This window comes from Pseudomonas sp. Irchel 3E13 (genome assembly GCF_900187455.1).
In the GTDB taxonomy this organism is placed as follows: domain Bacteria; phylum Pseudomonadota; class Gammaproteobacteria; order Pseudomonadales; family Pseudomonadaceae; genus Aquipseudomonas.
Window position 1 is genome coordinate 21859 of record NZ_FYDX01000021.1, and the last position, 23040, is coordinate 44898.

Annotated in this window: 19 protein-coding genes and 1 pseudogene; 13 read left to right on the plus strand and 7 right to left on the minus strand. The window is 60.7% G+C overall.

All coding sequences use genetic code 11. From position 1 onward, the window contains the following. Positions 1-473: 473 nt before the first annotated feature. Together CKW37_RS28460 and desA are read right to left on the minus strand one after the other, a co-directional pair. A complete protein-coding gene (locus CKW37_RS28460) occupies positions 474-1451 on the minus strand; it encodes a sensor domain-containing diguanylate cyclase (protein ID WP_095159439.1) in 978 nt (325 codons plus the stop codon). 143 nt (positions 1452-1594) lie between these two features. Then, complete coding sequence (desA, locus tag CKW37_RS28465; protein ID WP_095159440.1) at positions 1595-2779, minus strand: delta-9 fatty acid desaturase DesA; 1185 nt, start codon at positions 2777-2779, stop codon at positions 1595-1597. A 148-nt stretch (positions 2780-2927) separates the two neighbouring features. On the opposite strand from desA, the gene dibA reads away from it, so the two are divergent. The 6 genes from dibA to CKW37_RS28495 all read left to right on the plus strand — a co-directional run bounded on the left by dibA (position 2928) and on the right by CKW37_RS28495 (position 9079). Next, on the plus strand, positions 2928-4820 hold the full coding sequence (gene dibA, locus CKW37_RS28470; protein ID WP_095159441.1) for a phosphodiesterase DibA: 1893 nt from the start codon (positions 2928-2930) through the stop codon (positions 4818-4820). A 228-nt stretch (positions 4821-5048) separates the two neighbouring features. After that, positions 5049-5231: a sulfur starvation response protein OscA gene (gene oscA / locus CKW37_RS28475; RefSeq protein ID WP_095159442.1), complete on the plus strand. Its 183-nt coding sequence runs from the start codon at positions 5049-5051 to the stop codon at positions 5229-5231. 55 nt (positions 5232-5286) lie between these two features. Beyond that, on the plus strand, positions 5287-6294 hold the full coding sequence (locus tag CKW37_RS28480; protein WP_095159443.1) for a sulfate ABC transporter substrate-binding protein: 1008 nt from the start codon (positions 5287-5289) through the stop codon (positions 6292-6294). An 87-nt stretch (positions 6295-6381) separates the two neighbouring features. Next, entirely contained in the window at positions 6382-7200 is an 819-nt protein-coding gene (gene cysT, locus CKW37_RS28485) for a sulfate ABC transporter permease subunit CysT (protein WP_095159444.1), read from the plus strand. A 13-nt stretch (positions 7201-7213) separates the two neighbouring features. After that, positions 7214-8086 (plus strand): sulfate ABC transporter permease subunit CysW, encoded by an 873-nt coding sequence (gene cysW / locus CKW37_RS28490; protein ID WP_095159445.1) that lies wholly within the window; start codon positions 7214-7216, stop codon positions 8084-8086. Positions 8087-8089: 3 nt separating this feature from the next. Continuing rightward, positions 8090-9079 (plus strand): sulfate/molybdate ABC transporter ATP-binding protein, encoded by a 990-nt coding sequence (locus CKW37_RS28495; RefSeq protein WP_095159446.1) that lies wholly within the window; start codon positions 8090-8092, stop codon positions 9077-9079. 48 nt (positions 9080-9127) lie between these two features. On the opposite strand, the gene tcyN is transcribed toward CKW37_RS28495, so the two are convergent. The 4 genes from tcyN to CKW37_RS28515 all read right to left on the minus strand — a co-directional run bounded on the left by tcyN (position 9128) and on the right by CKW37_RS28515 (position 12462). Next, positions 9128-9877 carry an L-cystine ABC transporter ATP-binding protein TcyN gene (gene tcyN, locus CKW37_RS28500; protein WP_095159447.1) on the minus strand — a complete coding sequence of 250 codons (750 nt, stop codon included), beginning with the start codon at positions 9875-9877 and terminating at the stop codon, positions 9128-9130. Next, entirely contained in the window at positions 9874-10548 is a 675-nt protein-coding gene (gene tcyL / locus CKW37_RS28505; RefSeq protein WP_095159448.1) for a cystine ABC transporter permease, read from the minus strand. The genes tcyN and tcyL overlap by 4 nt, the downstream gene beginning before the upstream one ends. Further along, positions 10545-11339, minus strand: a complete 795-nt coding sequence (gene tcyJ / locus CKW37_RS28510; protein WP_371864345.1) for a cystine ABC transporter substrate-binding protein — start codon at positions 11337-11339, stop codon at positions 10545-10547. Before tcyJ ends, tcyL begins: the two co-directional genes overlap by 4 nt. A 124-nt stretch (positions 11340-11463) precedes the next feature. Continuing rightward, positions 11464-12462 (minus strand): D-cysteine desulfhydrase, encoded by a 999-nt coding sequence (locus CKW37_RS28515; RefSeq protein WP_095159450.1) that lies wholly within the window; start codon positions 12460-12462, stop codon positions 11464-11466. Positions 12463-12726: 264 nt separating this feature from the next. Here CKW37_RS28515 and epsC point away from each other — a divergent pair, with 264 nt between their 5' ends. From epsC to CKW37_RS33860, 6 genes and pseudogenes are all read left to right on the plus strand, one after another. Further along, entirely contained in the window at positions 12727-13662 is a 936-nt protein-coding gene (gene epsC, locus CKW37_RS28520) for a serine O-acetyltransferase EpsC (RefSeq protein ID WP_095159451.1), read from the plus strand. Positions 13663-13932: 270 nt separating this feature from the next. Continuing rightward, entirely contained in the window at positions 13933-15933 is a 2001-nt protein-coding gene (betT, locus tag CKW37_RS28525; RefSeq protein WP_095159452.1) for a choline transporter BetT, read from the plus strand. A gap of 137 nt (positions 15934-16070) precedes the next feature. Then, positions 16071-16553, plus strand: a complete 483-nt coding sequence (locus CKW37_RS28530) for an Hcp family type VI secretion system effector (RefSeq protein WP_095159453.1) — start codon at positions 16071-16073, stop codon at positions 16551-16553. Then, positions 16550-17245, plus strand: a complete 696-nt coding sequence (locus CKW37_RS28535) for a DUF4225 domain-containing protein (RefSeq protein ID WP_095159454.1) — start codon at positions 16550-16552, stop codon at positions 17243-17245. Before CKW37_RS28530 ends, CKW37_RS28535 begins: the two co-directional genes overlap by 4 nt. 1097 nt (positions 17246-18342) lie before the next feature. Further along, positions 18343-18510 carry a DUF4225 domain-containing protein gene (locus tag CKW37_RS33855; protein ID WP_371864346.1) on the plus strand — a complete coding sequence of 56 codons (168 nt, stop codon included), beginning with the start codon at positions 18343-18345 and terminating at the stop codon, positions 18508-18510. 819 nt (positions 18511-19329) lie between these two features. Next, positions 19330-19417: pseudogene (locus CKW37_RS33860) on the plus strand (hypothetical protein); the annotation flags it as partial. Between the two features lie 115 nt (positions 19418-19532). On the opposite strand, the gene CKW37_RS28540 reads toward CKW37_RS33860, so the two are convergent. Continuing rightward, a complete protein-coding gene (locus CKW37_RS28540; RefSeq protein ID WP_095159455.1) occupies positions 19533-20573 on the minus strand; it encodes a LacI family DNA-binding transcriptional regulator in 1041 nt (346 codons plus the stop codon). A 328-nt stretch (positions 20574-20901) separates the two neighbouring features. Between CKW37_RS28540 and CKW37_RS28545 the strand changes: the two genes are divergently transcribed. Beyond that, positions 20902-23040, plus strand: coding sequence for a TonB-dependent receptor (locus tag CKW37_RS28545; RefSeq protein WP_256587886.1), 2139 nt, complete (start codon positions 20902-20904; stop codon positions 23038-23040).

The window sequence follows — 23040 nt, forward strand, 5'->3', positions numbered from 1 at the left end:
ATCGCTGCATAGATATCTACACAGTTCATGGTCAAGTCGTAGCTGCCATGTGTCAGCCGATATGTCTTCAGCGTCCTTGAGATCGAGCGCCGCCCGCGCATCGCGAGCAAGCTCGCTCCTACATGTGTTGCAACGTGCCATGGCCTGCCAGAGAGGTGTTGTCCGCCCTTGGCGTTTGGCGATGAGTCGCGGGGAAGCTGTTTAGGTCGACTCGATACCGCGTCGTACAAACAAGGCGGCCAACCATGGCCTGACAGACATAGGCACGTTGCAAACCTCTGTCTGTAGGAGCGAGCTTGTCGGGGCGCCGAACCGTCGCGATGCGCCGCGCGGGCGGCGCTCGATCTTGAGAGCGCTGAAGAGCTATCGCGTAGCACTTGGTGGCCATGGCCAGATCCTCTGACAGGCAACTCGTGGTCGCCACACAATTCCGAGATGGATAGATACCCCATGCAGCGATGAGGCCATTGAAATCACCCCAAAACAATCTGATTCTTGCCTTTGCGCTTGGCCTCATACATCGCCGCATCCGCCCGGGCAAACAGGTTATCGAGCACTTCATCGTCCTCGATCATGCCGGTCAGTCCCTGACTGACCGTCACGCCGTACGTGTGCCCTTCATGGCTGAAACTCAGCCGCTGAATCTCCCGCTGCAGCCGCTGCGCCACCTGCATCGCCAGCTCTGGTGTACAACCCGGGAACACCGCCGCGAACTCCTCGCCACCAATCCGCCCGAACAGGTCGCCCCGGCGTAGCGCCGCCTTGCCGCTGTCGGCGATGCGCTGCAAGACTTGATCACCCTCGGGGTGGCCGTAGGTGTCGTTTACCTGCTTGAAGTCATCGATGTCCAGCAGCAGGAACGACAGCGGCGCACCATCCTGACGGGCCTTGTCGAAGGCCTGGCCGGCGCAGTCGAAGAAGTGCCGGCGGTTGCTGCTCTGGGTCAGCACATCGGTGGTGGCCAGGCGTTGCAGCTCGCCTTCGAGCAGTTTCTTCTCGGTGATGTCCTCGGCCATGCCCACCACGATCAGCCGCTGGCCGTCGGCCTGCTGGTTGATGAAGCATTTGTCGCTGAGCCAGCGCACCTGGCCGTCGGCGGCGATGATGCGGTACTCGCGATCTTCCACCGCGCCTTTGACCAGCACTTCGGCAAGGCTGCGCTCGGCGTAGTCCAGGTCGTCGGGGTAGATGCTGTCGCGCCACTGGTTGTAGTCGGCCAGCAGCAGGTTCGCGGGACGGCCGAAGATGCGCTCGTAGGCCGGGCTGACGTAGAGCATCTGCCGGGATTCCCAGTCGAAGGCCCAGAGAATGGCGTTGACGCTGTCGAGCAGGGAGCTGATCAGTTGCTCGCGCTCGCTCAGGCGGGCGACTTCGCCCTGAGCATGCATGAGCGCCAGCAAAACCTGAGCCGCCTCGGGAGGCGGATTGAACGGTGGGGTGCTATTGACCATGTTCGCAGTACTTCTTGTAAGGCGGGGACGTGCGGCCACGACCCGACCCGCCAGGCTGGCGGGCGACATGTTGGTAAGAGCGAAATGAAGGGGGGAAGTTCCAGGCGGAGCGCCCGCTGGCGGGGCGCTCCGATCAGTGGCCATCAGGCCAGGGCAGGGCGCAGCGAGTAGGTTTTCAATTGCGCGGCGAACTCGCGCAGCGAGTGGATACCGCTGGCCTCGGCCTCGTGGACCCAGTCCTTGATCGCGGCGAGCATGTCGTGGCCGTTGGCGCTGGTGCGGGCCCAGATCTGCTGCAGCGCCAGGCGCTTCTCGTAGATGGTCTTGAGCGCCTGGCTGTGTTCCAGCATGGTCTGGATGCGCTGGTGATGACGATCTTCCAGCAGGCTGGTCTCGCGCGACAGCAGGCGCTTGGCGCGGCGGAACTGATGGCGCACCGAGTCATCGACCCGGGCCAGCTCCTGCTTGACCAGCGGGCCGATCACCAACTTGCGGTACTGGGCCATGATCTGGAAGCGGTTGTTGAGGATCGCCATGGCGGTGTCCATGTCCAACTGGCCCTTGCCTTCGACCCGGTGGGCGATCGGCGCGACGCGTTGCACCTTGGCCAGGCGCAGCCAGGTGAACAGCTTGATCCAGGCCCAACCCATGTCGAACTCCCAGCGCTTGACCGACAGCTTGGCCGAGTTGGGGTAGGTGTGATGGTTGTTGTGCAGCTCTTCGCCGCCAATCACGATGCCCCATGGCACCAGGTTGGTCGCGGCGTCGCGGCATTCGAAGTTGCGGTAGCCCACCGCGTGGCCAAGGCCGTTGACCACGCCGGCAGCCCAGAACGGAATCCACATCATCTGGATCGCCCAGATGGTGATGCCGATGGTGCCGAACAGCAGCAGGTCGATCACCGCCATCAGCGCGATGCCACCGAGCTTGTAGCGCGAGTAGAGGTTGCGCTCGATCCAGTCTTCGGGGCAGTTCTTGCCGTAGATGCGCAGGGTTTCCGGGTTCTGCGCTTCGGCGCGGTACAGCTCGGCGCCCTTGCGCAGCACCGTGGACAGGCCCTTGATCACCGGGCTGTGGGGATCGTCCACGGTTTCGCATTTGGCGTGGTGCTTGCGGTGGATAGCGGTCCACTCACGGGTGTTCTGCGCCGTGGTCAGCCACAGCCAGAAACGGAAGAAATGCTTGAGGCCGGCGTTCAGTTCCAGGGAACGGTGCGCCGAATAGCGGTGCAGATAGACCGTGACCGCGACGATGGTCACGTGGGTCATCAGCAGGGTGACCGCCAGCAATTGCCAGGCCGACAGGTCGAGTAAACCGTAGTACCACATAGGTGGATATGCCCTCTTAGAGCGGAAAAACAGCGATGAGTATTATCACTGGCATGTTAAATAAAACCAGTCGGCCTTTTTGATAGGAGGTCAACGAGGAATTCTGCCCTATAATGCCCCATCTTTTGATGTGGGCATCTGTGACCCTATGTCTGTTTCTGCACGAGACGCCCTGAGAATGGCCGCGTTTTACCTGGTGCTGTCAATTCTCTGGCTGGTGGTTTCTGATCAAATATTAAGCAGTGTTTTCGATGATCCGGCCCAGATGGCGCGCTGGCAGCTTATCAATGCCTACACATGGGCCGCCTGCAGCGCCTTGCTGATCTTCGTTTCCCGCGTGCGTTTGCTCAATTTCATCGGCCTTGGTGCGCGCTTGCGCCGCGAAGACCGCGAACGCCTGCGCATGGCCGCGGCGGTGTTCGACAGCACCCTCGAAGGCGTGCTGGTCAGTAACGCCGATGGCATCATCGTCCATGTGAACCGCGCCTTCATGCGCATCACCGGCTACCAGAAGGACGAAGTCATCGGTCAGCGACCGAACAAGTTCAAGTCCGGCCGCCACGACCAGAAGTTCTACCAGCAGATGTACCAGACCCTGCACGACAAGGGCGAGTGGAGCGGCGAGGTCTGGAACCGGCGCAAAAGCGGCGAGGTGTACCCGCAGTGGCAGACCATTTGCGCGATCCGCGACGATGGCGGGATGTTGACCCACTATGTCGCGGTGTTCAGCGACATCAGCGTGATCAAGCACACCGAACGCGAGCTGGCCTATCTGGTCCACCACGACCCCCTGACCGACCTGCCCAACCGCTTGCTGTTCAACGACCGCGCCCAGCAAGCGCTGGCCACGGCGCAGGCCAACAAGCGCGGCTGCGCCTTGCTGCTGCTCGACCTGGACCACTTCCAGAGCATCAACGACAGCCTCGGCCACAACATCGGCGACCAGTTGCTCAAGGCCGTGGCCGATCGTCTCAAATTGGTGATCGACCCCGGCGTCACCTTGGCGCGCCTCGGCGGTGATGAATTCGCCATCCTCAGCGAAAACTGCTCTCAGGTCGGCCAGGCTGCGGACCTCGCGCAACTGATCGTCGATGTGCTCAAAGAGCCCTACGAACTGGAAAACCACCGCCTGTTCAGCAGCGCGAGCATTGGCATCAGCCTGTTCCCCAGCGATGCGCAAAGCGCCGAGCAGTTGCTGCGCAACGCCGATGCCGCGTTGTTCAAGGCCAAGAGCAACGGCCGTTCCGGCTATGCCCTGTACACCGAAGAACTCACTGCTCATGCCCAGCAGCGGGTCGAAACCGCCATCGAACTGCGCCGCGCGTTGGAGCAGGGCGAACTACGGGTCTACTACCAGCCGGTGCATGACCTGTTCAGCGGCCGGATGATCGGCCTGGAATCGCTGGTGCGCTGGCAGCATCCCGAACGCGGGCTGGTGCCGCCGGGGGAGTTCATCCCGATTGCCGAGCGCACCGGGCTGATCGCCGATATCGACACCTGGGTCATGCGCCAGGCCTGTTCGCAGATGGTGGAGTGGCTGGCGCAAGGGCGGGCGCTGGAGTTCGTCGCGGTGAACGTTTCCAGCCGGTTGTTCGCCAACCGCGACATGTACCAGCAGGTCGCCCGGGTGCTGGACGAAACCGGGCTGGAGCCGTCGCGGCTGGAGGTCGAAGTGACCGAAAGCGCGGTGATGGAAGACCCCGAAGTCGCCCTCGAACAACTGCATCGCCTGCGTGAACTGGGCTTGCGCCTGGCCATCGACGACTTCGGCACCGGCTACTCGTCGCTGCTGCGGCTCAAGCGCTTGCCGGTGCAGAAGCTGAAGATCGACCAGGGCTTCGTCGCCGGGTTGCCCAATGATGACGATGACGTGGCGATCGTCCGGGTCATCATCGCCCTGGCGCGCAGCATGGGGATGCAGATCCATGCCGAGGGTATCGAGCAGTCCGAGCAGGCGCGCTTCCTGCTGGAGCACCAGTGCGACATGGGCCAGGGCTACTGGTACGGGCGGCCGGTGCCGCCACAGGATCTGCGCTTCTAAGCCGCACGCTGCAAGTTACAAGCTGCAAGTCACAGCAGATCCGCGCCGTTGCTACCGCTTTTTCTGGCAGCTTGCCGCTTCAAGCTTGCAGTTGATTTTTCAGTTATATAAACATTCTTAAATAGTATTTTTAAGAATATTCAGCCCTCTCTAAGATTGCCCCTACACCAGGCGCAGTCACCTTCCTAAACGCTGCTCCCGGGCCCCCTTATTCACAGGAGCACGAGCATGAGCGCATCTCTGCGTAGCGTTGACGGTCAGGACGAAGCCACCATCCTGCGTGAAATCCAGAGCGCATTGCGTGACCTGCGATTCGGCGCGGTGGAAATCACTGTGCACAACGCCCAAGTCGTACAGATCGAACGCAAGGAAAAATTCCGCCTGCAGAACTCCAGCAACAAACCAAGCTGAAGCGCTGCCAGCCGCACCAACACATTAGAAAAAAATGCCAATCGGGAGCTTCACCATGTCTATCCGCCGTTATGCCCTGGCTGCACTCGCCAGCGCCGTTTTTGCCGGTTCCGCCATCGCCAAGGACTACGAGCTGTTGAACGTGTCCTATGACCCGACCCGCGAGCTGTATCAGCAGTACAACGCCGAGTTCATCAAGCACTGGCAGCAGGCTCACCCGGACGACAAAGTGAAGATCCAGCAGTCCCACGGCGGTTCGGGCAAACAGGCCCGTGCCGTGATCGACGGCCTGCGCGCCGACGTGGTGACCCTGGCCCTGGCCGGCGACATCGACGAAGTCGCCAAGCTCGGCAAGACCCTGCCGGAGAACTGGCAGACCCGCCTGCCGGACGCCAGCACCCCGTACACCTCGACCATCGTGTTCCTGGTCCGCAAGGGCAACCCGAAAGGCATCAAGGACTGGGGCGACCTGATCAAGAAAGACGTTTCGGTCATCACCCCGAACCCGAAAACCTCCGGCGGCGCCCGCTGGAACTTCCTCGCCGCCTGGGCCTACGGCCTGAAAGCCGGCGGCAGCGAAGCCAAGGCGCAGGAATACGTGAAAGAACTGTTCAAGCACGTACCGGTGCTGGATACCGGCGCCCGTGGTTCGACCATCACCTTCGTCAACAACGGTCAGGGTGACGTGCTGCTGGCCTGGGAAAACGAAGCCTTCCTGGCCCTGAAAGAAGACGGCGGTGCCGACAAGTTCGAAATCGTCGTGCCGTCCCTGTCGATCCTCGCCGAGCCGCCAGTGGCCGTGGTCGACAAGAACGCCGAGAAGAAAGGCAACGAGCAGATCGCCGAGGAATACCTCAAGCACCTGTACAGCCCGGCTGGCCAGAAGATCGCCGCCGACAACTTCTACCGTCCGCGTGACGCCAAGGTGGCCGCTGAATACGCCAAGCAGTTCCCGAAACTGGACCTGGTGACTATCGACAAAGACTTCGGCGGCTGGAAAACTGCCCAACCCAAGTTCTTCAATGACGGTGGCGTTTTCGACCAGATCTACACGGCGCAGTGATTGTTGCCCGATAGAGCAGGAGCCGTTTCGTAGCCAGCATGGGCCCGGGCATAGTCCCGGGCTCAATGCGTTCAACCAAGGACCTTTATGTCTCGTCGTATATCCCCCGTCATACCCGGCTTCGGGCTGACGCTGGGTTACACCTTGGTGTACCTCAGCTTGATTGTGCTCATACCGCTGGGGGCCATGTTCGTGCATGCCGCCCAGCTCACCTGGGAGCAGTTCTGGGCCATCGTCAGTGCACCGCGGGTGCTCGCGGCACTGAAGCTGAGCTTCGGCACCGCCCTCTGCGCCGCCATCATCAACGGCCTGATCGGCACGTTGCTGGCCTGGGTGCTGGTGCGCTACACCTTCCCCGGCCGCAAGATCATCGACGCGATGATCGACCTGCCGTTCGCTCTGCCCACCGCCGTGGCCGGTATCGCCCTCACCGCGCTGTACGCGCCGTCCGGCTGGGTTGGCCAGTTCGCCACCGACCTCGGTTTCAAGATCGCCTACACCCCGCTCGGCATCACCCTGGCACTGACCTTCGTCACCCTGCCGTTCGTGGTGCGCACGGTGCAGCCGGTGCTGGCCGACATCCCGCGTGAAGTCGAAGAAGCCGCCGCCTGCCTCGGCGCCAAGCCGCTGCAGGTGTTCCGTTATGTGCTGGCGCCGGCCTTGCTGCCGGCGTGGCTGACCGGCTTCGCCCTGGCCTTCGCCCGTGGGGTCGGCGAGTACGGTTCGGTGATCTTCATTGCCGGCAACATGCCGATGAAGACCGAGATCCTGCCGCTGCTGATCATGGTCAAGCTCGACCAGTACGACTACACCGGCGCCACTGCCATCGGCGTGCTGATGCTGGTGGTTTCCTTCATCCTGCTGCTGCTGATCAACTTGCTGCAGCGGCGTATCGAAACCCCTTGAAGGAGGCCTGAGCATGTCTGCATCTTCTGTTGGCGTAGCCGCTTCGGCCAATGCCGCCCGCCGTGGCAGCGATTCCGCGCGGCGTATCCTGATCGGCCTGGGCTGGCTGGTCTTCGCCCTGTTCCTGCTGTTGCCGCTGGTCATCGTGGTGTCCCAGGGCCTGAAAATGGGCCTGGGTACGTTCTTCGAGGCGATCTTCGAAGCCGACGCCCTGTCCGCGCTGAAACTGACCCTTATCGCCGTGGCCATCTCGGTGCCGCTGAACCTGGTGTTCGGGGTTAGCGCAGCCTGGTGCGTGAGCAAGTACAACTTCCGCGGCAAAAGCGTGCTGGTCACCCTGATCGACCTGCCGTTCTCGGTCTCGCCGGTGATCGCCGGTCTGGTCTACGTGCTGATGTTCGGCGCCCAGGGCTTCCTTGGCCCATGGCTGCAGGACCACGACATCCAGATCGTCTTCGCCCTGCCGGGTATCGTCCTGGCGACCATCTTCGTCACCGTGCCCTTCGTTGCCCGTGAACTGATCCCGCTGATGCAGGAGCAGGGCACCCAGGAAGAAGAGGCCGCGCGCCTGCTGGGCGCCAACGGCTGGCAGATGTTCTGGCACGTGACCGTGCCGAACATCAAATGGGGCCTGATCTACGGCGTGGTGCTGTGTACCGCGCGGGCGATGGGTGAGTTCGGCGCGGTGTCGGTGGTGTCCGGCCACATCCGCGGCGTGACTAACACCTTGCCGCTGCATGTCGAGATCCTCTACAACGAATACAACCATGTCGCGGCCTTCAGCGTGGCCAGCCTGTTGCTGATCCTGGCGCTCTTCATCCTGCTGCTCAAGCAGTGGAGCGAGAACCGCATTAACCGTCTGCGCCAAAGCGCAGCGGAGGAATAATTCATGTCGATCGAAGTTCGTAATGTCAGCAAGCGCTTCAATGCCTTCCAGGCCCTGAACAACATCAACCTGGATATCCACAGCGGCGAGCTGGTGGCCCTGCTCGGCCCGTCCGGCTGTGGCAAAACCACCCTGCTGCGCATCATCGCCGGCCTGGAAACCCCGGACGACGGCAATATCGTGTTCCACGGCGAGGACGTTTCCGGCCACGACGTGCGTGATCGCAACGTCGGGTTCGTGTTCCAGCACTACGCGCTGTTCCGTCACATGAGCGTGTTCGACAACGTCGCCTTCGGCCTGCGCATGAAGCCCAAGGGCGAGCGCCCGAACGAAAGCCGCATTGCCGAGAAGGTCCACGAGCTGCTGAACATGGTCCAGCTCGACTGGCTGGCTGATCGTTATCCGGAGCAGCTTTCCGGTGGTCAGCGCCAGCGTATCGCCCTGGCCCGTGCCCTCGCGGTCGAGCCCAAGGTGCTGCTGCTGGACGAACCGTTCGGCGCGCTGGACGCCAAGGTCCGTAAAGAACTGCGCCGCTGGCTGGCGCGGCTGCACGAAGACATCAACCTGACCTCCGTGTTCGTGACCCACGACCAGGAAGAAGCCATGGAAGTGGCGGACCGCATCGTGGTGATGAACAAGGGCGTGATCGAACAGATCGGCTCGCCGGGCGAGGTTTACGAGAACCCGGCCAGCGATTTCGTCTACCACTTCCTGGGCGATTCGAACCGCCTGCACCTGAGCGAGAACCACCACGTCCTGTTCCGTCCGCATGAAGTGTCGCTGTCGCGGCATGAAGTGGAAGGCCACCACGTCGCCGAAGTCCGCGACATCCGCCCACTGGGCGCCACCACCCGGGTGACGTTGAAAGTGGAAGGGCAGAGCGAGCTGATCGAAGCCGAAGTGGTCAAGGACCACGACAGCCTGACCGGGCTCGCGCGGGGCGAGACGTTGTTCTTCAAGCCGAAGGTCTGGCAGAAAGTCGAGAACATCTGACGGGGCTGCGGGGCTCATCGCTGCATAGGCGATGAGTCCCGAGAATGCTCAGGCCGACCCGAGAATCTTGCCGAGAAACTGCCGTGTCCGCTCATGCTGCGGATTGGCAAACAGCGCCTTCGCCTCGCCCTGCTCGACGATCACACCCTTATCGAAAAAGATCACCCGATTGGCGACGTCGCGGGCGAAATTCATTTCGTGGGTGACGATGATCATGGTGCGCTTTTCCTCGGCCAGGCCGCGGATGGTCGCCAACACTTCGCCCACCAGCTCCGGGTCGAGCGCCGAGGTGGGTTCGTCGAAAAGGATCACTTGCGGCTCCATCGCCAACGCGCGTGCGATGGCGACCCGCTGCTGCTGGCCGCCGGAGAGCCGGCGTGGGTAGGCATCCTCTTTGCCCGCCAGGCCGACCTTGGCCAGCAAGGCCCGGCCCAGGGCCTCGGCTTTGTCGCGCGGGGTCTTCTTCACCACCACCGGGCCTTCGATGACGTTTTCCAGGGCGGTTCGATGGGGGAACAGGTTGAAGCTCTGGAAGACGAAACCGACCTCTTGGCGCAAGCGCCGGATCAGTCCCGACTGCTGGCTGAGCGGGCGGCTGCCGTCGATCTCGATATCGCCGACGCGGATCACCCCGCTGTCGGGGGTTTCCAGCAGGTTCAGGCAGCGCAGGAAGGTGGTCTTGCCCGAGCCGCTGGGGCCGATGATGGCGATGACCTCGCCGGGCTCGACCGTCAGGTCGATGTCTTTGAGCACGGTCTGGCCGTTGAACTGCTTGTTCAGCCGTTGTACCTGGATCATCGTCGCGGCTCCTCGTCATGCCGGTTGACCCGGGTTTCCATGCGCTGCTGAACGTGGGCGAGGACGCTGCAGAGCACCCAGTAGATGACCGCCACCGCGAGGTACATGGTGAAGACTTCGAAGGTGCGCGCGGTGATCAGTTGCGCCTGGCGGAACAGCTCGGGCACCTGGATCGTGGCCGCCAGGGCGGTGTCCTTGACCAGCGAAATGAAGCTGTTGCCCAGCGGTGGCAGGGCGGTGCGCAAGGCTTGCGGCAGGATCGCCCGGCGCATCGCCTGGGTGCGGGTCATGCCGATACTGGCCGCCGCTTCCCACTGACCACGGTCGATCGACGAGATGGCGCCGCGGAGGATTTCGCAGATGTACGCGGCCATGTTCAGCGACAGGCCGATCAGCGACGCCGGGATCGGGTCGAGTTCGATCCCGATCTGCGGCATGCCGAAATAGATCACGAATAACTGCACCAGCAGCGGCGTGCCGCGAAAGAACGACACGTAGATGCGCGCCGGCCAGTCCAGCAGCGGTGTCTTCGACAGGCGCATCAGTGCCAGGGCAAAGCCGAGCAGCAGGCCGAAGAACATGCCGCCGACACTGAGCAGCACCGTGTAGCCAGCGCCCTTCAGCAGGAAGGGCGCGGAGTCGGCAACGAGTTGCAGGCTTTCAGCGATCATTGCGTGACATCAGCACCGAAGTATTTCTCCGACAGCTTGGCCAGCGTGCCGTCAGCCCGCAGCTTGTCCAGTGCCTGGTTGATGGCGTCGAGCAGTTCCGGCTCGCCCTTGCGCAGTGCGATGCCCGACTCCAGGCGCGAGAAGGCGGCGCCGGCGAGTTCGGTGTCCTTGGCTTTCTGGGCGTATTCGAGGGCGGCGAGGCGGTCGATCAGGATGGCGTCGATGCGGCCGTTGCGCAGGTCGGCGAACTTGCTCGGATCATCTTCATAGGTGCGCACGTCGGCCTTCGGCACGTCCTGCTTGACCCACTGTTCGTAGTTGGTGCCCAGGCCGACGCCGACTTTCTTGCCGGCCAGGTCGGCGGCGGCATTGATATTCAGCTCCGCAGCCTTTTTCTTCAGGATCAGTGCCTGGATGCCGGACACGGTGTAGGGCTTGGAGAAGTCGTATTTTTTCTTGCGCTCTTCGGAGATCGTCACCTGGTTGACCACCACGTCCAGGCGCTTGGATTCCAGGGCGGCGAGGATGCCGTCCCATTTGGTCGGCTGCACCTTGGCCTTGACCCCCAGTTGCTTGGCCAGGGCCTCGGACAGTTCCACCTCGAAGCCGGTGAGCTTGCCGTCGGCATCGACGTAGCTGAACGGCGGGTAGGTGCCTTCCAGGCCGATGTTGATGACGCCCTTGTCCTTGATGGTCTGCAATTGCTCGCCGGCGATGGCCTGGCTGAGCACGCTGGCGCCCAGAACGATGCCGGCGCCGATACCCAGAATGCGTTTGGTGAAAACGGAAATCGTCATGCCCTGTCCCCAGTCTTGTTGTGAAAGTGGTGGTGACTATAGGGCGCGATTCATAGAGTCAAAAAATAATAAAAAAGCATTTTCCTATAGCGGTTTGACCTATAAACCGACGCCAGTTTCAGCGTTTACAGACATCAGGGTAGGCGAATAATGCCGGGGCTCCGCCGGTGTGCAGAAAAATCAGCGGGCCGTCATCGAATCGCTGCCGGGCGATGCCGTCCAAAAGGCCGGCCATGGCCTTGCCGGTGTACACCGGATCGAGCAGCAGCCCTTCGTGGCTGGCCAGTAAATGGATAGCTGCGAGGCCGCCAGCGTTGGCTTCGCCATAGCGTGGAGCGTAGTACTCGTCCCACAAACGTACCTTGAACGCGTCCGGCAAACGGACGCCCAATAACTCCGCGGTGCGCTCGGCGAGGCCCTGGACCTTAGGCAGTTGCGCCTCTTCGCTGCGCGACACGGTGATGCCGATCACCGGCAGGTCCGGCAAGCGCTCGGCCAGCGCCAGGGCCAGGCCGCTGTGGGTGCCGGCGCTGCCTGAGGCGAGCACTACGCCGGCGAAAGTCTGGCCGCTCTGTTCGATCTGCTCGGCCAGTTCCAGGCCTGCGCGTACATAACCCAGCGCGCCAAGGGCGTTGGAGCCGCCGATGGGCACCAAGTACGGCTTGCGGCCGCTGGCGTGCAGGCGCACGGCGAGGGCTTGCAGCAGGTCGTCGGCGTTGTCGAGGTTGTCCACCAACTCGACCTTGGCGTCGAACAGGTCCAGCAGCAGGCGGTTGCCGTTTTCCAGGTAGCTGGCCGCGTCGGTGCCGATCGGGTTTTCCAGCAGTGCCACGCAGCCGAGGCCGAGGCGGGCGGCGAGGGCGGCAGTCTGGCGCACGTGATTGGACTGGATCGCGCCGGCGGTGATCAGGGTGTCGGCGCCCTTGGCCAGGGCGTCGGCGGCGAGGTACTCGAGCTTGCGCAGTTTGTTGCCGCCGAGGGCCAGCGGGGTGAGGTCATCGCGCTTGATCCAGATCTCGCGCCCGGCCCAGTCGGAAAGCCGCTGAAGTTTTTCCAGCGGGGTGGGCGTGGCGAGCAGTTCCAGGCGATTGAAGCGGGCGAGTTGTCGTTCGATCATGGCGGAAGTCGGTTGTAGGAAAATTCGAGCATAGGCAGGCATTCGGGCATGGGCAACCGTGCCTGGCAGCAGCACCGGATGAATTCTGCAGGAGCGAGCGTGCTCGCGATGGCCGCCTGAGGCAGGCCCAATCGGCTTATGCCATCTATATAGCCAACCGGCATAAACCATTATTTTTTCCCCCCCCGTTTCATGTCGTAGAGTGCGGTTCAAGAGAGCGGCCTTCCCCTTCCAGTCCCACGCCGCCCAGCAGGAGAAACAACCGTGAGCGACAACGCGCAATCCGGGTATTGGCAACTTCAGTCCATCGTCGGCCAGCTTCGTTCGGCCCGCGATCAGTGGCGCACCCGCAATGGCCGCAGCAGCGGCGAGCAGGGCGGGCGCGAATTGCCGTCGCGTGAGGCCGTACGACAGATCCTCGAACAGTTGTGCGGCGCGTTGTTCCCGATGCGCCTGGGGCCGGTGGACCTGCGTGAAGAAAGCGAAGACTTCTACGTCGGCCACACCCTCGACGCGGCATTGACTTCACTGCTGGCCCAGGCCCGCCTGGAACTGCGCTATGCGGCGCGGCACGGCCAGGCCGAGGACGCCAATGTCGACGCCACCGCCCTGCGCCTGATCCAGGAATTCGCCGCCGCCTTGCCGGCCATGCGTGTCCTGCTCGACACCGACGTTCTGGCCGCCTTCCACGGCGACCCGGCGGCGCGCAGCGTCGATGAAGTGCTGCTGTGCTACCCGGGCGTGCTGGCGATCATCCATCACCGTCTCGCCCACCACCTGTACCGCGCCGGCCTGCCGTTGCTGGCGCGGATCAGCTCGGAGCTGGCGCACTCGGCGACCGGTATCGACATCCACCCTGGCGCGCAAATCGGCCCGAGTTTCTTCATCGACCACGGCACCGGCGTGGTGATTGGCGAGACCGCGATCATTGGCGAGCGGGTGCGCATCTACCAGGCCGTGACCCTCGGCGCCAAGCGCTTCCCCGAAGACGAATGCGGCAAGCTGCAGAAGGGCCATCCGCGTCACCCGATCGTCGAGGACGATGTGGTGATTTATGCCGGCGCGACCATTCTGGGACGGATCACCATCGGCAAGGGCTCGACCATCGGCGGTAACGTCTGGCTGACCCGCAGCGTGCCGGCGGACAGCAACCTGACCCAGGCGAACCTGCTGCAGCATGCGGATGGGGCGCAGAAGTAAGAGGTCGTTTGGAGGCCTGATCGCGAGCAAGCTCGCTCCTACAGGCGTTGTGATAAACGCCCGATTTGTAGGAGCGAGCTTGCTCGCGATCAGGCCCCAAAAAACCAACGCTAACGGTCGGCTATCGGTCGCTTCAAATTCGTATCCATGTTTAACTTGAACGCTTGTTCAAATTAAACGCTGGTGAACTGCCGGTGTTCATCAGGAGGATTAGCCTTTGCTGAACCCGTTCAATCCATCCACTTTCCCGCCTTGCGAGGTGCACCGCCCATGAGTGCGCCGTCAAACAATTCCCGCGACAAAATCCGCATGAACCCACCGGTGTTCTACTTCGCCGCCGGCTTCATCCTGCTCTTCGCCCTGATTGTGATCGCCAACCCGCAAGCCGCGGGCGAGTGGCTGCTGGCTGCGCAAAACTGGGCGGCGCACACCGTCGGCTGGTACTACATGCTGGCGATGACCCTGTACCTGGTGTTCGTGGTGGTCACCGCGCTGTCGGGTTACGGCAAGATCAAGCTCGGCGCCGACCACGACCAGCCCGAGTTCAGCTACCTGTCCTGGGCCGGCATGCTGTTCGCCGCGGGCATCAGCATCACCCTGTTTTTCTTCTGCGTTTCCGAACCGCTCACCCACCTGATGCAACCGCCCCAGGGCGAGGCCGGCACGGTGGAGGCGGGGCGCCAGGCAATGCAGTTGCTGTTCTTGCATTGGGGCCTGCATGGCTGGGGCGTGTTCGCCTTCGTCGGCATGGCCCTGGCTTACTTCGCCTACCGCCACAACCTGCCGCTGGCGCTGCGTTCGGCGCTGTATCCGCTGATCGGCAAACGCATCAACGGGCCCATCGGCTACGCGGTGGACGGCTTCGGCATCATCGCCACGGTGTTCGGCCTTGGCGCTGACATGGGCTTCGGCGTGCTGCACCTGAACTCCGGCCTCGACTACCTGTTCGGCGTCCCCCATAGCCAGTGGGTGCAGGTGGCGCTGATCGCGCTGATGATGGGCGCGGCGGTGATGGTGGCGGTGGCCGGGGTGGAGAAGGGCGTGCGGGTCATGTCCGATATCAACCTGTTCCTGGCCTGCGCGCTGCTGCTGTTCGTGCTGTTCGCCGGGCCGACCCAGCACCTGTTCAACACCCTGATCCAGAACCTCGGCGACTACCTCGCCGTGTTGCCGCGCAAGAGCTTCGACGTCTACGCCTACACCCAGGCCAACGACTGGCTGGGCAACTGGACGGTGTTCTATTGGGCCTGGTGGATTGCCTGGGCGCCGTTCGTGGGGCTGTTCATCGCGCGGATTTCCCGCGGTCGGACCATCCGCGAATTCGTCTTCGGCGTGCTGCTGATCCCGCTGGGTTTCACCCTGGCGTGGATGTCGATCTTCGGCAACAGCGCGCTGAGCCAGGTCCTCGATCACGGCATGACCGCGCTGGCCGACTCGGCCATCGAAAACCCGTCGATGACCCTCTACCTGCTGCTGGAAACCTACCCGTGGAGCAAGGTGGTGATCGCCGTCACGGTGTTTATCAGCTTCGTGTTCTTCGTCACCTCGGCCGACTCCGGCACCGTGGTGCTCTCGACGCTCTCGGCCAAGGGCGGCAGCACCGACGAGGACGGGCCGAACTGGCTGCGGGTGTTCTGGGGCGTGATGACCGCGCTGGTCACCAGCGGCTTGTTGTTCGCCGGCAGCATCGACTCGCTGAAGTCTGCGGTGGTGCTGACCTCGCTGCCGTTCTCGCTGATCCTGCTGGCGATGATGTGGGGGCTGCACAAGGCGTTCTACCTGGAATCGCAGCGACAGATTGCGCAGATGCACTCGCTGGCGCCGTTCGCCGAGTCGCGGCGCGGTCGCGGCGGCTGGCGCAAGCGCCTGAGCCAGGCCGTGCACTTCCCGTCACGCGATGAGGTGTACCGCTTCATGGACGACGTGGTGCGTCCGGCGATTGCCGAAGTGACCGAGGTGTATGCCGAGAAGGGTCTGAACGTCATCACCCAGGAAGACCCGAGCCATGACAACGTCAGCCTGAAGATCGGGCATGGAGAGGAACAGCCGTTTATCTACCAGGTGCAGATGCGCGGCTACTTCACTCCGTCCTTCGCCCTCGCCGGGCTGGGCACCCAGGAGCAGAAGAACCGTCGCTACTACCGCGCCGAAGTGCACCTGAGCGAAGGCAGCCAGGATTACGACCTGATGGGCTACAGCAAGGAGCAGATCATCAACGACATCCTCGACCAGTACGAACGGCATTTGCAGTACTTGCATCTGGTGCGTTGAGGACACGAGTTCGCGGGATGGCCGCTCGGCCCTTCCGCGAACTTGCTTAATTTCCCCAAGCTCTTTCAGAAACGTCTCACAGACGCTGCCGTGTCACCTCTCTAGGCTGCGAACTCCAACCTACAAGGAGTTCGACGATGGCCAGCCACAGCTACCTGAGCATCACCGGCAAGAAAATGGGGCTGATTTCTGCCGGATGTTCCACCCAGGCCTCCATCGGCAACAAATGCCAGGCCGGGCACACCGACCAGATCCTCGTGCTGGCGCTGAACCATGCGATGACCAGTGTCAGCAACCTCTCCGACGCTGTTCACAATCCCCTCGTCCTCCACAAGCTCCTCGACAAATCCAGCCCGCTGTTGGCGCAGGCACTGGCTGATCGGGAAGAAGTGTCCTGCGAGATCGATCTCTATCGAACCGCCGACGCGACCCAGCAAAAGTACTTCACCCTAGAGCTCAAGGGCGCGCGGATCGTCGGCCTCACCCTCGATATCCCTGACGTACTCATGTTCAACGATGCCGAGCCCACCGAGCAGGTGGTGCTGCGCTACGACAGCATCACCTGGGTTCATCACGCCGCCAGCACCAGTGGCTACGCCTTCTGGGGCATGAACGAATGAGCACGCGGCCCTCGCCCTATCGTCTGGATAACCAGCTCTCGGAGCTTCATCAAAGTGCGGCGAACCTGACGCGGTATGCCTGCATTGTCAGTTCCCGGCATATCAAGGATGGGGTGTTGCGGGGGCGGTTCAATCGGACGATGGCGTATTACGTGCGGCAGGTTCTGGCGGATGTTAGGAACGGGAAGATCAGGGCGGATGAGGGTTTAGCGCAGATTGAGGTGGAGCATAAAGGGCTTACACAAGTCGAGACCACCGAGGCTCTCATAGGGCTTAGAGCGGGCATTTATCAGTTTGCGGACGGTGCAAGTATATGTCGTTCAGTCGCGACCTGTGTTTATGGTCTGCCAGCAGCAATTCATGGTGCTAATAACGTATATGAAAATGGAAGCAACCTGTGGACAGGTAAGGCAGACGCTGTCGGGCCTGTCCGCAAGTTGTATCGAAGTGCGGCTGAAAGCCTCGGGAGAAAGGCGATTGAAGGTGACATTGCGTATGGCTCGGTTGATATTTTTCTGTCGGGCTACGCTCTATTGAGAAAAATTCCCAAAAAAGGCTCTTGGAAGTTATTCAGGAGAATGCCCGCAGACCTTGAGCGTGCTTACAAACAAATGGGGAAAGGGGCTTTAATCGGCGATGTTTCTGCAACGGGGCTTACAATTAACAAATTGCGTGAGGAATTGGAAGAATGATTACATTTTTATTCCTTGTGTGTACGGTGTGCAGCGTTTGTTTCGCATTTTTCCTGCGTGATAGATATTCAGGGGAAGATTTAAAGCTTCGCTATGCTTTGGGGTGCCTTGGTTATAATCTTGTATTTTGCATTTCTTACTTGAAGCTGGCCAAGTATAACTGCATTGCTTTTTATGGTTGCTTTCCAAACCTTGAAAAAGAATATCCAGCCATAGTTTGGATATCGCTAATCTGCTTTTTGTTGCATGCTGTTGCTCACCCTATGGAATGGACTCCTAAATTTAGACTTCGGCGGGGTTTCAGAACGTTCAAGTGATTTTTTCGCAGCTCCCGGCATATCAAGGATGGGGTGAAGACGGGATCAGCTTTGGCAGTTATCTTGTTTAACGTATGTTTTGGGTTTTTTCATGTGAAACTCACGAAAGAAGATTGCATGCTGTTTTACGAACGTTTTCCTGGGCTGGAGGATAATTATCCTGTAACTGCATGGTTTTCTCTTGTCTGCATTTTTCTACATTGCTTTGCTATCCCTACAGAGTGGGAGCCGAGGCGTCTGTTTAGAGTAAGGCGAAAAGCCTTGTAGGGTTCGACGCTGAGCCGCCATTGCGTATGGCTCGGTTGATATTTTTGTCGGGTAACACCAATCAAGCCTCGAAGAGGGCTGAAGTGAAAATGACGATGAAAAAGCTGCATGAAGATGTGAACAAGGATTTAGAGGAGTGATGGTATTTCTGTTTTTTCTGCTTGCGCTAGGTAGTGTGTCGCTAGCCTATCTCTTAAGAGGGCATTTTTCCGGTGAAAATCTAAAGCTTAGAGATTCTGTAATCTGTCTTGTCTTTAATTCAGTGTTTGGCTTTTTTTACTTGGAGTTGGCAGAGCAAAGATGTATTTCATTTTACGGGTGCTTTCCGGAGTTTATCGATAAGCACCCAGTTGTTTTTTGGGTGGCTCTGGCATGTCTATTTCTGCATGCCTTCGCTTTTCCCGTGAACCCGAAGATTAAACGCTGGGTTTTTCGTGCGAAAAATTCAAATTAGTTCTGGGGTGTTAATTGTTAAGAGTTAATGGCGCCAGTCTCTGGACCGACGGGTCTGATGTGGTCGGGCCTGTTAGAGGTATGTATCAGAACGCTGCAGTCGCTGTCGGAGGCACTAAGAGCCAAGGCAGTGTTGCCTATTGGCTGGCAGATATGGGGTTAGCTGGCTATGGACTTGTACGTCCTGTTCTTAAGTTCGTGGAAACTTTTTTACAGAATGAAAATTGACCATGTTCCGGCCTACAAACTGATGGGCAGTGGGGCGCTTATATTTGAAGCGTATATAGCCTGGCTCACCTCTCTTCAGATTATGGAGGAGATTGATAAGTGATTACGGCGGCATTTATTTTTTCCTCCTCTCTGATTCTCTTTGTGTCTTACTGGTTGCGCCGAAGGTTTTCCGGAAAAAATTTTACGGGGGGACATTTCTTACTCTGTGTGGCCTGCAATTTTCCTTTTGGGATTTTTCATCTGGAAATAATAGCGAATAGCTGCATTAAGTTTGTTGGGTGTTTCCCAAATCTGCATTTTGATTATCCAGTTCTAAGTTGGTTTGCGTTTGCCTGCGTTTTTCTTCATTGCTTCGCTTTTCCGGTGGAAAGTGAGCCAAGGTGGATTTTTCGGAAAAAGCCGAAATTCTGACGTTGGGAGCGAAGATAGACTTTTGAAATTATTATGGGGTTGTGGGCGACAAGTCAAGTGGTTAAAGAGGTGGATGAATGATCACGGTTGTATTTGTCTTTCTTGCGGTGTTGGTTGTGGCGGTTTCTTATTATTTAAGGTTTAGGTTTTCGGGTATAAATTACACAACAGGATCAGCTTTGGCAGTTGTTGTGTTCAACCTCTTTTGTGGCTTTTTCCATATGGAACTCACGCAAAAAGAATGCATGCTATTTTACAAGTGCTTCCCCCGGTTTGAAGATGACTATCCTGTAATTGCATGGATTTCTCTTATCTGCATTTTTCTACATTGTTTTGCTATTCCTACAGCGTGGGAACCTTGGCGTTTGTTTCGAATAAGGCGAAAAGTCTTGTAGATGCACACTGCTGATGGGCTCCAGCAAGGAACCGATCATCAACGACATTCCTCGACCAGTACGAAAGGCATTTGCAGTATTTGCATCTGGTGCGTTGATCATTGTCGGGCTGGGCCTGTAGGAGCGAGCTTGCTCGCGAAGGCTCCCACAGGGTCCAGCTACTGCACGCTTGAACAGGGCGCCGGTCGTTACAGGGATGTTCTCTGGTGGGCTTCAAGCACTCTCCCGCCCAATCACCAGGCACTCCAACAAGTTCAACTGCTCCGCCTCCCCCTCGATCGCCCCCAACTGCTGCAACACCCGTTCTGCCGCCAGAACTCCCATCTGCAACGCCGGCGGCTTCACCGTGGTTAGACCCGGCATCAGCATGGCGGCGAACGGGTAATCGCCAAACCCCATCACCGCGCAGTCTTGCGGAATCTTCAGCCCCGCGCGCTGGCCCGCCAGTAGGGCGCCGGCAGCGAGGTTGTCGTTGGCGAAGATGATCGCGTCGGGGCGTTGCTCGGCGTCCATCAGTGACAGCATCGCCTGCTTGCCCGCCTCGAACGGCGCCAGGCCCGTGTCCGGTGCGAATACCCGCGGCTCACCACCCAGGCTCTTCAAGGTCTCGATATAGCCATCACGCCGCTCCAGCGCGCTGAAGTCGCCGGCCGCGCTGTTCTGCACAAAGGCGATGCGCCGGTAGCCCTTGTCGTGCAGGTAGCGGGTGGCGACGACGCCGACTTCATGGTGGGAAAAACCGATCTGGATTGGCGACCGTTCCGGGCGGTAGTCCCAGGTTTCCGCCAGCGGGATGTCGGCCTCGGCGAGCATCTTTTCCGTGGCCGCGCTGTGGAAGTGGCTGGTCAGCACCAGCGCCGCCGGTGACCAGCCGAGGAAGGCGCGCACGGCGTTTTCTTCCTGCTCGGTGGAGAAGTAGCTGGAGGCCAGCAGCAGTTGGTAGCCGTGGCGGCTGAGGGTGTCGCTAAAGCCCTGGATGGTGTCGGCGAAGATCGGTCCGGAAATGTTCGGGATCACCATGCCGACGATCCGCCCCCGCGCCGAGGCCAGTCCGCCGGCCACGAGGTTGGGTACGTAACCCAGTTCCGCGACCACTTCGGCGATGCGCTCGCGGCGTTCCGGAGAAACGGTTTCCGGCTGGTTGAAGTAACGCGACACGGTGATCGCCGACACACCGGCGGCCCGGGCCACTGCCTGCAGGGTCACGCGGCCGGCGCCGCGACGTTTGCGGACGGGGGCTTTCTCATCGCTCACGGTGCATATCCCTACAAACAAAAAGACATATAAAAGTAATTTTTCATTATTGGACGATCTATTTGGCGCCCGATGATACTGGCGATGTTAGCGCTAACAAAGTGGTTTGTCTGCTACTCGCACGAGCGAATGCCCAAGGACCCCGCGCTGACGTTTCATCAGGGCGCCGCGGTCAGCGATCGCGGTGGACAGGGCATTCTTCGAGTAGCACACCATGCACAAACGCGCCGCGTTCAACACCCCAACCTCACCCTTGGCCCAGGCCATCCGTCGTCAACGTCTGAGCCTCGGCCTGGTCGCCCTCAGCGCTTTGCCGCTGGCGCCGGCCATGGCCGCTGACACGGTGCCCGCCGCTCAGAGCGACAGCCCGACCCTCAAGGCCGTGACGGTCACCGCCACTCGCCGCGAAGCCTCGCTGCAACAGGTGCCGGTGGCGGTTTCGGTGGTGGATGGCGAGCAACTGGAGCGGGAAAACCGCAACAGCGTGGCGAGCATCGTGCAGCAGGTGCCGAGCCTGAATTTCCGCACCGGCGCCTCGAACAAGGACACCTCGCTGTTCATTCGCGGCGTGGGCACCATTTCCACCTCGCCGGGCGTCGAGCCGACCGTGGCGACGGTGATCGACGGCGTGGTCTTCGGTCGTCCGGGCCAGTCGACCCTCGACCTGCTGGATATCGAGCGCCTGGAAGTGCTGCGCGGCCCGCAGGGCACGCTGTTCGGCAAGAACGCCTCGGCCGGCGTACTGAACATCACCACCCGCGCCCCGACCGAAGAAACCCATGGCTTCGTCGAGCAGTCGTATTTCAGCGGCAACGAAAGCCGCACCCGCTTCGGCATCGGCGGCGCGCTGATCCCGGACACCCTCAAGGGCTCGATCAGCACGCTGTTCGGCAATTACGACGGCAACGTCGACAACAAGGCCAACGGTCAGGAGGTCAACGGCTACAACCGCAAGGGTGTGCGCGGCAAGCTGGTGTTCACCCCCAGCGACGACCTCAGCCTGACCGTCGCCGCCGACTACCTGCAATCCCATGACGACGCGCCCAACGGCGTGGTCAGCAAGTCGCTGCTGCCGGCGTTTTCCAACGCGCTGGCGCCGGTGCGCGCCGACAGTGACAACCGCGATATCGTCAGTGACTACCGCAGCCACGTCGAAGACATCAACAAAGGTCTGTCCGCCCAGCTCGACTGGAACCTCGGCGACTACACCCTGACCTCGATCACCGCCTGGCGCGGCTGGGACAACACCCAGTGGCAGGACGGCGACCGCCTTTCGACCATCAGCGCGGCTTTCCCCGGCATCGAGGACAAGGGCGAACTTGCCTACGACCAGTACTCCCAGGAGCTACGCCTGGCCTCGCCGAAAGGTGAGTTCCTCGAATACGTCGGCGGCCTGTTCTACATGCACGGCAAGGACGAGGAAACCTACCGTCGCACCCTGAAGACCACCACCGTCACCCAGCAGGGCGTCGCCGACTACAGCACCACCAACGACAGCTACGCGGTGTTCGGCGAAAGCACCCTCAACTTCACGCCGACGTTCCGCGGTATTGCCGGCCTGCGCTGGACCCACGACGACCTCGAATACGACCACCGTCGCGTCTCCACCTCGGCTGTCGCGGTCAACGGCATCCAGCCGGGCACAAGCAGTTCCGGCTCGGTGGACGAAGACGGCTGGTCCGGTCGCCTGGGCCTGCAATACGACCTGACCGACGATATCACCAGCTACCTGACCTATTCCCGTGGCTACAAAGGCCCGGCGTACAACGTGTTCTTCAACATGCAGCCGCGTGACACCGACGCGCTCAAGCCGGAGACCTCCAACAGTTGGGAAGCCGGCCTCAAGGCCAGCCTGTGGAACAACCGCCTGACCACCAACGTCGCGGTGTTCCATACCGAGTACGAAAACTACCAGGCGAACTTCTTCGACAGCGTCGCCGGGCAAGTGGTGACCCGCCTGATCAACGCCGGCAGCGTCAGCAGCGAAGGCGTGGAACTCGACTTCGCCCTGCAGGCCACCTCGCAACTGAAATTCTCCGGCGCCGTGGCCTACACCAAGGCGCGCATCGATGAATTCGCCTGCCCGGCGGGCGCCGCGGCGTCGTGCAACGTCAACGGCAAGCCACTGCCTTACAGCCCGGACTGGAAGAGCTACGTGCGCGCCGACTACAGCATCCCGCTGGACAACGGCCTGGATATCGAACTGGGCACCGATTTCAGTTGGCAGAGCAAAGTGCAGTACGACATTTCCCAGAACGCCGACACGGTTCAGGGCGCTTACGGCATCTGGAATGCCAGCGTCGCCCTGGCCGATTACAACGAAGGCTGGCGCGTGGCGCTGCTGGCCAAAAACCTTGCGGACAAATCCTACTCACCTCTTCTGGCTACCGGGGGCAACTACGTCTACCGCGCGGTTCCGCGCGATGACGAACGTTACTTCGGCATCCAGCTTCGCAAGGACTTCTGA